The sequence below is a fragment of the Vibrio sp. Y51_MX_L26 genome (assembly GCF_024181935.1).
Taxonomy (GTDB): domain Bacteria; phylum Pseudomonadota; class Gammaproteobacteria; order Enterobacterales; family Vibrionaceae; genus Vibrio; species Vibrio diabolicus.
Window position 1 is genome coordinate 1 of sequence record NZ_JAMZAS010000020.1, and the last position, 13337, is coordinate 13337.

Consider the following 13337-nt stretch of genomic DNA (forward strand, 5'->3'; position numbering starts at 1 on the left):
TCTACTTCCGTACAACTGACGTAACTGGTGACATCCAGCTACCAGAAGGCGTAGAAATGGTAATGCCAGGTGACAACGTACAGATGACTGTTGAGCTAATCGCACCAATCGCAATGGACGAGGGTCTACGTTTCGCGATCCGTGAAGGTGGCCGTACAGTAGGTGCTGGTGTTGTTGCTAAGATCTTCGACTAATTCATAGCGAATTAGCGATGCTTTCGGAAAATCTTGAATTAGATTTGACGAACCAGTAGCAAAAAGGGCATCATTTGATGCCCTTTTTCTGCACTCAACATTATTTTTGCTGTTTTCTTGTTCAGAAGTGGGTTGGGCGCAGAGCAAGATTAAGCAAAGATGCTTAATCTTAAGAAGAGTACGCTGATTTTTTCAGCGATATGGAGTTTGCCCTGCAACAGCGGGGTTGTTGTCGTCTATATTAAGACTTGTAACAGGTTGGTTTTATGAAAGCAAATAATGCTGAAACTCCTGATAGCTCAAACGCAGCAGATACGTTTAAGTGGTTAGCCGCTTTCGTATTGGCAGCTGCCGCTGTTGTGGGTAATTACCTGTATGGTGAAATGTCTGTAGTGGTTCGTGCTGCAGGCGTTGTTGTTCTTATTGCAGCTGCCTTAGGCGTTGCAGCAACAACGACTAAAGGTAAAGCAGCGATCAGTTTTGCAAAAGAATCGCGTATGGAAGTACGTAAAGTTGTTTGGCCTACTCGCCAAGAAACCATGCAAACAACACTGATCGTTTTAGCTGTAAGTATTGTAATGGCTCTAGTGCTATGGGGTATTGACGGAATTATGGTTCGTCTAGTAGCTCTAGCAACTGGGGTATAGAGGGTTTTTATTCATGAGTGAAGCTCCAAAAAAACGCTGGTATGTGGTTCAAGCCTTCTCTGGATTTGAAGGTCGTGTAGCTCAATCTCTGCGCGAGCATATCAAAATGCACGGCATGGAAGAGCTATTCGGTGAAGTACTGGTTCCTACTGAAGAAGTAGTGGAAATGCGCGCGGGTCAGCGTCGCAAATCTGAGCGTAAGTTCTTCCCAGGTTACGTCCTTGTTCAGATGATTATGAACGATGAATCATGGCACCTAGTACGCAGTGTGCCGCGTGTCATGGGCTTCATTGGTGGTACCTCAGACCGTCCGGCACCTATCACGGATAAAGAGGCTGACGCGATTCTTAATCGTCTTGAGAAAGCGAGTGAAGCGCCTCGTCCACGTACAATGTACGAAGCGGGTGAAGTGGTACGTGTTAACGAAGGTCCATTTGCTGACTTCAACGGTACTGTTGAAGAAGTGGATTACGAGAAGAGCCGCCTGAAAGTGTCTGTCTCGATCTTTGGTCGTGCGACACCAGTTGAGCTTGAATTTGGTCAGGTTGAAAAGCTGGACTAAGACTCTTCGTTAAAGAGTATAAAAAATCACCTTTTTAGGGTTGTATAAGGCGCGGATTATGACTATAATTTCGCGCCTTTTTACTTCAAGTGAAGTAAAAAGTTTCTTACACAAACGGGGAGCTGATCCGCGATTAGCGTTTGTACCCAAACTTAGGAATTATCATGGCTAAGAAAGTTGAAGCTTACATCAAGCTACAAGTTGCTGCTGGTATGGCTAACCCTAGTCCACCAGTAGGTCCTGCACTAGGTCAACACGGTGTGAACATCATGGAATTCTGTAAAGCGTTCAACGCAAAAACAGAATCTATTGAGAAAGGTCTACCAACTCCAGTAGTTATCACAGTATACAGCGACCGTTCTTTCACGTTCGTAACTAAGACTCCACCTGCTGCTGTTCTTCTTAAGAAAGCTGCTGGCGTTAAGTCTGGTTCAGGTCGTCCAAACACTGAAAAAGTTGGTACTGTAACTGACGCTCAAATCCAAGAAATCGCAGAAACTAAAGCTGCTGATATGACTGGTGCTGACATCGAAGCGATGAAGCGTTCTATCGCTGGTACTGCTCGTTCAATGGGCCTAGTGGTAGAGGGTTAATAAGATGGCAAAACTAACTAAGCGCATGCGCGTAATCCGCGAAAAAGTTGACGTAACTAAAGAATACGAAATCAACGAAGCTGTTGCTCTTCTTCAAGAACTAGCGACTGCGAAATTCGTTGAGTCTGTAGACGTTGCTGTTAACCTAGGCATTGATGCTCGTAAATCTGACCAGAACGTACGTGGTGCAACTGTACTACCTCACGGTACTGGCCGCGAAATCCGCGTTGCAGTGTTCACTCAAGGTGCTAACGCTGAAGCAGCTAAAGAAGCTGGCGCAGACATCGTAGGTATGGAAGATCTTGCTGAGCAAGTTAAGAAAGGCGAAATGAACTTTGACGTAGTTGTTGCTTCTCCAGATGCAATGCGCGTTGTAGGTCAACTAGGTACTATCCTAGGTCCTCGCGGTCTTATGCCAAACCCTAAAGTTGGTACTGTAACTCCTAACGTTGCTGAAGCGGTTAAAAACGCTAAAGCTGGTCAGGTTCGTTACCGTAACGACAAAAACGGCATCATCCACACTACTATCGGTAAAGCAAACTTCTCTGCTGAGCAGATCAAAGAGAACCTAGAAGCACTTCTAGTTGCTCTGAAGAAAGCTAAACCATCTTCAGCGAAAGGTACTTTCCTGAAGAAAGTAAGCATCTCTACTACTATGGGTGCTGGTGTTGCTGTTGATCAGGCTAGCCTGAACACTCAAGCATAATTTATTTGCTTAGGCGCAAAATTAGTGTATAATTTTGCGCCTAATATTTGTGGTTGGGGCTGAACTTTGGTTCTTTGAACTGTCTCCTAGTTCGAAATGAATTAAGACCCAGTCTCCGTCCAAGACCGTAGGTGTTTGTGTAAAAGCAAACTTAATTATCCTACGTAGATGGTGCCCGAACTGACAGAAAGCTCTATGTAATATAGTTAACTTTCTTCTGGGGAAGCACCTCAATAGCTCTCACTGTCGTGATGATAGTGAGTGGTGTAACGACAACCAGGAGTAAATCCAAGATGGCTTTAAACCTTCAAGACAAAAAAGCAATTGTTGCTGAAGTCAACGAAGCTGCCAGTGGTGCACTTTCTGCAGTTGTAGCTGATTCTCGTGGCGTTCAAGTTGGCGCGATGACTTCTCTACGTAAACAAGCTCGTGAAGCTGGCGTTTACATGAGAGTTGTTCGTAACACTCTTGCTCGTCGTGCGGTTGAAGGTACTGAGTACGAGTGTCTAACTGACACTTTCACTGGTCCTACACTAATCGCATTCTCTAATGAGCACCCAGGTGCTGCAGCGCGTCTTTTCAAAGACTTCGCTAAAGAGAACAAAGATTTCGAGATCAAAGCTGCTGCTTATGAAGGCGCTTTAACTGACGCTGAAGTACTAGCAACACTACCAACTTACGACGAAGCAATTGCACGCCTAATGATGTGCATGAAAGAAGCTTCGGCTGGCAAGCTGGCGCGTACTATCGCAGCTATCCGCGATCAAAAACAAGAAGCAGCGGCATAAGCCTTGCTTTTTACTGGTTGCTTAATAAACTTATTGTTGACTTAAAAGAGAATTGTTATGTCTATTACTAACGAGCAAATCCTAGACGCAGTTGCAGAAATGTCTGTAATGCAAGTTGTTGAACTAATCGAAGCAATGGAAGAGAAATTCGGTGTTTCTGCTGCTGCTGCTGTTGTAGCTGGCGGCGCTGCTGGCGGCGAAGCTGCTGCTGAGCAAACTGAATTCGACGTAATCCTAGAAGCTGCTGGCGGTAACAAAGTTGCTGTAATCAAAGCAGTACGTGGCGCAACTGGCCTAGGTCTTAAAGAAGCTAAAGCTCTTGTAGACGGCGCTCCAGCACCTCTTAAAGAAGGTGTTGAGAAAGCAGAAGCTGAAGCTCTTAAAGCTCAGCTAGAAGAAGCTGGTGCAACTGTTGCTGTTAAGTAATTATTGCATAGTTTCTTAGCCTAACGGCTAATTGGCTGGTGGTTTTTTAACCACCGGCCTTTTTGCGCTGTAGGGTATAGGCGAATTTTCCCGCTGTTTAAGCGCCTGATATCCATGCAAAAAACATTTCATTCTTACGAAATGAAATGTCACTACAGTAAACAGCTATATTAGTCACTGTCCCTTACCCCCCTTAAGTAACTAGGAGCGGGCGGACAGTTTGGGTCACTTATCAGCGAGCTGAGGAACCCCATGGTTTACTCTTATACCGAGAAAAAGCGCATCCGTAAGGACTTTGGTACTCGTCCACAAGTTTTGGACATTCCATACCTGCTATCGATCCAGCTCGATTCGTTCGACAAATTCATCGAACAGGATCCTGAAGGTCAATACGGTCTTGAAGCCGCTTTCCGTTCTGTATTCCCGATTCAGAGCTACAACGGCAATTCTGAGCTGCAATACGTTAGCTACCGTCTTGGTGAGCCAGTTTTTGACGTTAAAGAATGTCAAATCCGCGGTGTAACTTACTCAAAGCCACTACGTGTAAAACTACGCCTAGTTATCTTTGATAAAGACGCGCCAGCAGGTACTGTAAAAGACATTAAAGAACAAGAAGTCTACATGGGTGAAATTCCACTCATGACAGACAATGGTACCTTCGTAATTAACGGTACCGAGAGGGTTATCGTATCCCAGCTGCACCGAAGCCCAGGCGTGTTCTTCGACAGCGATAAGGGTAAGACCCACTCTTCAGGTAAAGTTTTATACAACGCACGTGTTATTCCTTACCGTGGTTCATGGCTTGATTTCGAGTTTGATCCTAAGGATAACTTGTACGTTCGTATCGACCGCCGTCGTAAGCTACCAGCATCGATCATTCTTCGTGCACTAGGTAAGTCGACAGAAGAAATCCTAGATCTCTTCTTCGAGAAAGTGAACTTCGAAGTGAAAGACCAAACTCTATTGATGGAGTTGGTTCCAGATCGTCTACGTGGTGAAACTGCGTCATTCGACATCGAAGCGAATGGTAAAGTTTACGTTGAGCAAGGTCGTCGCGTAACAGCTCGTCATATCCGCCAACTAGAAAAAGATGGTGTTGATCACATCGAAGTACCAGTTGAGTACATCGTAGGTAAAGTTGCATCAAAAGATTACATTAATGAAGCAACTGGCGAGATCATTGTTAACGCTAACCAGGAAATCAGCCTGGAAGCACTAGCGAACCTATCTCAGGCTGGTCACAAAGCGCTAGAAGTTCTATTTACGAACGATCTAGACCACGGTCCATTCATGTCAGAAACACTACGTATCGACAGCACGGTTGATCGTATTTCTGCATTGGTAGAAATCTACCGCATGATGCGCCCTGGTGAGCCGCCAACAAAAGAAGCTGCAGAAGCTCTATTCGAAAGCCTATTCTTCTCTGAAGAGCGTTACGATCTATCGACTGTTGGTCGTATGAAGTTCAACAGCTCTATCGGCCGTGAAGATGCTCAAGAGCAAGGTACACTTGATGAAACTGATATCATCGAAGTGATGAAGAAGCTGATCGCGATCCGTAACGGTAAGGGCGAAGTGGACGATATCGACCACCTAGGCAACCGTCGTATCCGTTCTGTAGGCGAAATGGCTGAGAACCAGTTCCGTGTAGGTCTAGTACGTGTTGAGCGTGCAGTTAAAGAGCGTCTAAGCCTAGGCGATCTTGACGCAATCATGCCTCAAGACTTGATCAACGCGAAGCCAATTTCTGCGGCAGTTAAAGAATTCTTTGGCTCTTCACAGCTTTCACAGTTCATGGACCAAAACAACCCGCTATCAGAAGTAACGCACAAGCGTCGTATTTCTGCATTGGGTCCTGGCGGTCTAACTCGTGAACGTGCTGGCTTCGAAGTACGTGACGTACACGTAACGCACTACGGTCGTCTATGTCCTATCGAAACGCCTGAAGGTCCAAACATCGGTCTGATCAACTCTCTATCTGCGTTTGCACGTTGTAACGAGTACGGTTTCCTAGAGACACCATACCGTCGCGTTGTAGATGGCGTAGTAACAGACGAAGTAGATTACCTGTCTGCAATCGAAGAAGGCCAATTTGTTATCGCTCAGGCGAACGCTAAGCTAAACGAAGATGGTACTTTTGCAGATGAGCTGATCACAGCTCGTCAGAAAGGTGAATCTGGTCTACACCCTCGTGAGCACGCTCAGTACATGGACGTTGCGACAAACCAGGTTGTATCTATCGCTGCATCGCTTATCCCGTTCCTAGAACACGATGATGCGAACCGTGCATTGATGGGTGCGAACATGCAACGTCAGGCAGTTCCGACACTGAAAGCTGACAAACCGCTTGTTGGTACTGGTATTGAACGTAACGTAGCCGTTGACTCAGGTGTAACTGCAGTTGCGAAACGTGGTGGTGTAATCCAGTCAGTAGATGCTTCTCGTATCGTTGTTAAAGTAAACGAAGAAGAGCTAGTACCAGGTGAAGCTGGTATCGATATCTACAACCTGACTAAATACACACGTTCTAACCAGAACACATGTATTAACCAACGCCCATGTGTGATGCCAGGTGAACCTGTATCACGCGGTGACGTGCTTGCTGATGGTCCTTCGACAGACCTAGGTGAGCTAGCGCTTGGTCAAAACATGCGTATCGCGTTCATGCCTTGGAACGGTTACAACTTCGAAGACTCGATCTTAGTATCTGAGCGCGTAGTTCAAGAAGACCGCTTCACGACAATCCACATTCAAGAACTTACTTGTGTGGCGCGTGATACTAAGCTGGGCTCTGAAGAGATTACAGCTGATATTCCAAACGTAGGTGAATCTGCTCTGTCTAAACTAGACGAGTCAGGTATCGTTTACATCGGTGCTGAAGTTAAGGGTGGCGACATCCTGGTTGGTAAAGTAACACCTAAAGGTGAAACTCAGCTAACGCCTGAAGAGAAGCTACTACGTGCTATCTTCGGTGAAAAAGCATCTGATGTTAAAGATACTTCACTACGTGTACCTAACTCTGTATCAGGTACGATCATCGACGTTCAAGTCTTCACTCGCGATGGCGTAGAGAAAGACAAGCGTGCGCTTGAAATCGAACAGATGCAGCTTAAAGAAGCGAAGAAAGACCTAACTGAAGAATTCCAGATTCTTGAGGGTGGCCTTCTAAACCGTGTTAAAGCTGTATTGATTGAAGGCGGTTACTCTGAAGCGAAACTAGACACGACTGATCGTAAGAAGTGGCTAGAGCTAACGCTAGAAGATGACGCACTACAAACTCAGCTTGAGCAACTTGCTGAGCAGTGGGACGAGCTAAAAGCTGACTTCGATAAGAAGTTCGAAACTAAACGTCGTAAGATCACTCAAGGTGATGATTTAGCACCTGGCGTACTGAAGATCGTTAAGGTTTACCTAGCGGTTAAACGTCGCATTCAGCCTGGTGATAAGATGGCGGGTCGTCACGGTAACAAGGGTGTAATCTCTAAGATCAACCCTGTTGAAGACATGCCATACGATGAAAAAGGTCAGCCTGTAGACATCGTACTTAACCCACTGGGTGTACCTTCGCGTATGAACATCGGTCAGATCCTAGAAGTACACTTAGGTCTGGCAGCGAAAGGTATCGGTGACAAGATCAACCAGATGGTTAAAGAGCAGCAAGAACTAGCGAAATTCCGTGAGTTCCTACAAAAAGTTTACGACCTAGGCGACACTCGCCAGAAAGTAGACATTGCTTCTCTATCTGATGATGAAGTACGTACACTGATCAAGAACTTGCGTGGCGGTCTACCAATCGCGACTCCTGTATTTGATGGTGCTCCAGAAGAGTCAATCAAAGCACTTCTTGAGCTAGCAGATCTACCAACATCAGGTCAGCTAACGCTATTTGATGGTCGCACAGGTGATGCGTTTGAGCGTCCTGTAACTGTTGGTTACATGTACATGCTGAAACTGAACCACCTTGTTGATGACAAGATGCACGCTCGTTCAACTGGTTCGTACAGCCTAGTAACTCAGCAGCCACTAGGTGGTAAAGCTCAGTTCGGTGGTCAGCGTTTCGGTGAGATGGAAGTATGGGCACTAGAAGCATACGGTGCTGCTTACACGCTACAAGAAATGCTAACGGTTAAGTCGGATGACGTTAACGGCCGTACTAAGATGTACAAGAACATCGTAGACGGTAACCACAGCATGGAACCTGGCATGCCAGAATCGTTCAACGTACTGTTGAAAGAGATCCGCTCGCTAGGTATCAACATCGAGCTAGAAGACGAAGAGTAATCCTTTCTCTCTTGATGAAAGTCGAGAGAATCAAAGCGATTATTTGGAAGAAGGTGCTCACTTTAGCGAGTGAGCTCCTTTTAACTCCTTACAGGAGCTGATTGTGAAAGACTTATTAAACTTTCTAAAAGCACAGCATAAGACCGAAGAATTTGATGCAATCAAAATCGGTCTATCTTCACCAGACATGATCCGTTCATGGTCTTTTGGTGAAGTTAAAAAACCTGAAACGATCAACTATCGTACGTTCAAACCTGAACGCGATGGTCTGTTCTGTGCGCGTATCTTTGGTCCAGTTAAAGACTACGAATGTCTTTGTGGTAAGTACAAGCGCCTGAAGCACCGTGGTGTTATCTGTGAGAAGTGTGGTGTAGAAGTTACACAAACTAAAGTTCGTCGTGACCGTATGGGCCACATTGAACTGGCTTCACCAGTAGCTCACATCTGGTTCCTAAAATCGCTACCGTCTCGTATCGGTCTACTGATGGATATCCCTCTACGTGATATCGAACGTGTTCTTTACTTCGAAATGTACGTAGTAACAGAACCAGGTATGACTGATCTAGAAAAAGGTCAGATGCTTACGGAAGAAGAGTATCTAGATCGTCTAGAAGAGTGGGGCGACGAGTTCACTGCTAAGATGGGTGCGGAAGCTATCAAGGACCTACTAGGTTCTATGGATATGCACGCTGAAGCAGAACAAATGCGTGAAGAGTTAGAGACAACAAACTCTGAAACTAAGCGTAAGAAAGTAACTAAGCGTCTTAAGCTGGTAGAAGCGTTCATCGCATCGGGTAACAACCCAGAGTGGATGATCCTAACAGTACTTCCAGTACTTCCGCCAGATCTACGTCCTCTAGTACCTCTAGATGGCGGTCGCTTTGCGACTTCTGATCTTAACGATCTATACCGTCGTGTGATCAACCGTAACAACCGTTTGAAGCGTCTTCTAGAGCTAGCTGCTCCGGACATCATCGTACGTAACGAAAAACGTATGCTGCAAGAGTCTGTTGATGCGCTACTAGATAACGGTCGTCGTGGTCGTGCGATCACAGGTTCTAACAAGCGTCCTCTGAAATCTCTTGCTGATATGATCAAGGGTAAACAAGGTCGTTTCCGTCAGAACCTTCTAGGTAAACGTGTAGACTACTCTGGCCGTTCTGTAATCACAGTAGGTCCATACCTTCGTCTGCACCAGTGTGGTCTTCCTAAGAAGATGGCACTTGAGCTATTCAAACCATTCATCTACAGCAAGCTAGAGACTCGTGGTCTTGCGACTACAATCAAAGCTGCTAAGAAAATGGTAGAGCGTGAAGAAGCGGTCGTTTGGGATATCCTAGACGAAGTAATCCGTGAACACCCAGTACTATTGAACCGTGCACCGACACTTCACCGTCTCGGTATCCAGGCGTTCGAACCAGTACTAATCGAAGGTAAAGCGATTCAGCTACACCCACTTGTATGTGCGGCGTACAACGCGGACTTCGATGGTGACCAAATGGCGGTTCACGTACCTCTAACTCTAGAGGCACAGCTTGAAGCTCGTACTCTGATGATGTCGACAAACAACATTCTGTCGCCAGCGTCAGGTGATCCGATCATCGTACCTTCTCAGGACGTTGTATTGGGTCTGTACTACATGACTCGTGAAAAGATCAACGTGAAAGGTGAAGGCATGTACCTTTCTGGCCCAGAAGAGGCTGAGAAAGCATACCGCACTAAACAAGCTGAGCTTCATGCACGCGTTAAAGTACGTATTACAGAAACCGTTGTAGACGAAGACGGCAACAGCACTACTGAAACTAAGATGGTAGATACCACTGTTGGTCGTGCAATGCTATGGCAAATCGTGCCAGCTGGTCTACCGTACAGCATCGTTAACCAAAAGCTAGGTAAGAAGCAAATCTCTAACCTACTTAACGAGGCGTACCGTAAACTAGGTCTGAAAGACACAGTAATCTTCGCTGACCAAATCATGTACACCGGTTTTGCGTACGCGGCACTTTCTGGTGTATCTGTTGGTATCGACGATATGGTTGTACCAGCAGCTAAGTACACTGAAATCGCAGAAGCGGAAGAAGAAGTACGTGAAATCCAGGAACAGTACCAATCAGGTCTTGTTACTGCGGGCGAACGCTACAACAAAGTTATCGATATCTGGGCATCGACCAACGACCGTGTTGCGAAAGCAATGATGGAAAACCTTTCATCTGAAACGGTAGTTAACCGTGACGGTGAAGAGGAACAGCAAGAGTCATTCAACAGCATCTACATGATGGCGGACTCGGGCGCTCGTGGTTCTGCAGCACAGATTCGTCAGCTTGCGGGTATGCGTGGTCTGATGGCGCGTCCAGATGGTTCAATCATCGAAACGCCGATCACAGCGAACTTTAAAGAAGGTCTAAACGTACTTCAGTACTTTATCTCAACGCACGGTGCTCGTAAGGGTCTTGCGGATACGGCACTGAAAACAGCGAACTCGGGTTACCTAACTCGTCGTCTGGTAGACGTTGCTCAAGATGTTGTTGTAACTGAACATGACTGTGGCACTCACGAGGGTGTTGACATGATGCCTCACATCGAGGGTGGTGATGTTAAAGTTGCACTTTCTGAGCTTGCTCTTGGTCGTGTTGTTGCTGAAGACGTACTAAAACCTGGCACTGAAGACGTTCTTATTCCACGTAACACCCTGATCGATGAGAAGTGGTGTCAAATCATGGAAGAGAACTCAGTAGACAGCATGAAAGTGCGCTCTGTAGTAACGTGTGATTCTGACTTCGGTTGTTGTGCACAGTGTTACGGTCGTGACCTAGCACGTGGCCACCTAGTGAACCAAGGTGAAGCAGTAGGTGTTATCGCTGCTCAGTCTATCGGTGAACCAGGTACACAGCTTACCATGCGTACGTTCCACATCGGTGGTGCGGCATCGACAGCAGCGGCAGAGAACAGTGTTCAAGTTAAGAACAACGGTTCTATCAAGCTACACAACGCTAAATCTGTACTAGCAGATGACGGTAAGATCGTTATCACTTCTCGTGCGACAGAGCTAACTATTATTGATGAGTTTGGTCGTACGAAAGAGAAACACAAACTGCCTTACGGTACGCTACTAAGCAAAGGCGATGGCGATACAGTTCAAGCTGGCGAAACAGTTGCAAACTGGGAAGCGCACACACTACCTATCATTACTGAGGTAGCAGGTCGCATCCAGTTCGTAGATATGATCGACGGCGTAACAGTATCTCGTCAAACTGATGACCTAACTGGTCTATCTTCAAGCGAAGTAACTGACCCAGCAGCTCGCCCTTCAGCAGGTAAAGATATGCGTCCAGCTATCAAACTTGTTGACGAGCAAGGTAACGATGTAATGATCCCTGGTACTGATATGCCAGCTCACTACTTCCTACCTGGTAAAGCGATTGTAAACATCGAAGATGGCGCAGCAGTAGGTGTTGGTGCGACACTAGCACGTATTCCTCAGAAGTCTGGCGGTAACAAAGATATCACTGGTGGTCTTCCACGAGTTGCTGACCTATTTGAAGCACGTAAGCCGAAAGAGCCTGCAATCCTTGCTGAGCACACAGGTACTGTGAGCTTCGGTAAAGAGACCAAAGGTAAACGTCGCCTAGTGATCACACGTGAAAGCGGTGAAGCTTACGAAGAGATGATTCCTAAGCATCGTCAGTTGAACGTATTCGAAGGTGAAAAAGTTGAACGTGGTGACGTGATTGCAGATGGTCCAGAGTCTCCACACGACATCCTACGTCTACGTGGCGTACACGCGGTAACGCAGTACATTGCTAACGAAGTACAGGAAGTTTACCGTCTACAAGGCGTTAAGATTAACGATAAGCACATTGAAACTATCGTTCGTCAGATGCTACGTAAGTGTACTATTACTCACTCTGGTGACTCTGAGTTCCTACCTGGTGAGCAGATTGAATACTCACAAGTTAAGATTGCTAACCGTAACCTAGAAGCTGAAGGCAAAGAGCCTGCACGTTTCGAACGTGAACTACTAGGTATTACTAAAGCATCTCTAGCGACTGAGTCGTTCATCTCTGCGGCATCGTTCCAGGAGACAACTCGCGTACTAACAGAAGCAGCGGTTTCTGGTAAGCGTGATGACCTACGTGGTCTGAAAGAGAACGTAATTGTTGGTCGTCTGATCCCAGCTGGTACTGGTTTCGCATACCACCAAGAGCGTCAAGCTAAACGTTCTGAAGCGCAAGATGGTCCTTCTGCTGAGCAAGCAACAGACAACCTAGCGGCACTTCTAAACGCTGGTTTCTCTTCTGAAGAGTAAGCCATTTAACGAGTAATCGTTAGAAGCTTAAGAAAAAAGGCACCTTCGGGTGCCTTTTTAGTTTTTATCCTGCCTTTTTCTTCGAGAGGGTTCTTAGAGAAGGTAATAGTGATAAGGCTAGAAACAAAAAAGACCGACGATGATCGTCAGTCTTTTCTATTCTTCAGTCTCTGAATGTTCGCAAACACTAAGCCCCTGGGGGCATAGACAGACTTTCTGCGATCTGCTGTATCAGATAGTCCTCGACTTCAAATCGAGTCTCAAGAATTTCGCCAATGAGACACATATCAGAATCGAAATCATCTAATTCATCATCTTCAGTAACTTCTGAGTACTTATCGTTAAAGTTCAATAGTGGTTCAGTTGTCAGGACTATTTGACCATAAGTTTGATTGATTTCATTGGTCACGACAAAGCCAGTCGCTTTCCAGCGATCCATAACCATGTCGTAGATTTTAAAATGGCCCTCGGAGATGTAATCAACGAGATGCTGACAGAAATCCTGCAATTCGGAAGGAGATGGGAGTTCAATAACATTGGTTTTCGAACAAGGTTGCAGTGCTGCAAGCTTACAATATTCAACAATCAGGGATTGTCTTGTCTCTAACCAGTGATCAATGACATCACTTGAGCCACCCCACTGGTCTTGTGTTTGTTTGAATTTTTTTAGCATGACCATGCCCTCATGATCTGATCGCCTGTTGGCGAACGTATCCTTTGCAAAGCAAAGTTAGTAAAGTTATTACAAACTCTTGTCCTTACTAGAATTTAGAGTGCAAATTTACTTAACGACAAACTCTAGTATGAAATTAGATTGCCAGTAAAATGAACGAA

Annotated in this window: 9 protein-coding genes and 1 pseudogene; 9 read left to right on the plus strand and 1 reads right to left on the minus strand. The window is 45.8% G+C overall.

Going from position 1 to position 13337, the window contains the following annotated elements; all coding sequences use genetic code 11:
• The 9 genes and pseudogenes from tuf to rpoC form a co-directional block, all read left to right on the plus strand.
• Window positions 1–194: pseudogene (tuf, locus tag NL645_RS22425) on the plus strand (elongation factor Tu); the annotation flags it as partial.
• Between the two features lie 266 nt (window positions 195–460).
• Window positions 461–841 carry a preprotein translocase subunit SecE gene (secE, locus tag NL645_RS22430; protein WP_005397258.1) on the plus strand — a complete coding sequence of 127 codons (381 nt, stop codon included), beginning with the start codon at window positions 461–463 and terminating at the stop codon, window positions 839–841.
• Between the two features lie 13 nt (window positions 842–854).
• A complete protein-coding gene (nusG, locus tag NL645_RS22435) occupies window positions 855–1403 on the plus strand; it encodes a transcription termination/antitermination protein NusG (RefSeq protein ID WP_005384681.1) in 549 nt (182 codons plus the stop codon).
• Window positions 1404–1567: 164 nt separating this feature from the next.
• Window positions 1568–1996, plus strand: coding sequence for a 50S ribosomal protein L11 (rplK, locus tag NL645_RS22440; protein ID WP_005384682.1), 429 nt, complete (start codon window positions 1568–1570; stop codon window positions 1994–1996).
• 4 nt (window positions 1997–2000) lie between these two features.
• Entirely contained in the window at window positions 2001–2702 is a 702-nt protein-coding gene (gene rplA / locus NL645_RS22445; protein ID WP_005384683.1) for a 50S ribosomal protein L1, read from the plus strand.
• Window positions 2703–2995: 293 nt separating this feature from the next.
• Entirely contained in the window at window positions 2996–3490 is a 495-nt protein-coding gene (gene rplJ, locus NL645_RS22450; RefSeq protein ID WP_005397270.1) for a 50S ribosomal protein L10, read from the plus strand.
• Between the two features lie 57 nt (window positions 3491–3547).
• Window positions 3548–3916, plus strand: a complete 369-nt coding sequence (rplL, locus tag NL645_RS22455) for a 50S ribosomal protein L7/L12 (protein WP_005397273.1) — start codon at window positions 3548–3550, stop codon at window positions 3914–3916.
• A 252-nt stretch (window positions 3917–4168) separates the two neighbouring features.
• Window positions 4169–8197, plus strand: coding sequence for a DNA-directed RNA polymerase subunit beta (gene rpoB / locus NL645_RS22460; RefSeq protein ID WP_005397275.1), 4029 nt, complete (start codon window positions 4169–4171; stop codon window positions 8195–8197).
• A gap of 103 nt (window positions 8198–8300) precedes the next feature.
• Window positions 8301–12503, plus strand: a complete 4203-nt coding sequence (gene rpoC / locus NL645_RS22465) for a DNA-directed RNA polymerase subunit beta' (RefSeq protein ID WP_005397277.1) — start codon at window positions 8301–8303, stop codon at window positions 12501–12503.
• 187 nt (window positions 12504–12690) lie between these two features.
• On the opposite strand, the gene NL645_RS22470 is transcribed toward rpoC, so the two are convergent.
• Window positions 12691–13182, minus strand: a complete 492-nt coding sequence (locus tag NL645_RS22470) for an Rsd/AlgQ family anti-sigma factor (protein ID WP_031780615.1) — start codon at window positions 13180–13182, stop codon at window positions 12691–12693.
• Between the last annotated feature and the right edge of the window lie 155 nt (window positions 13183–13337).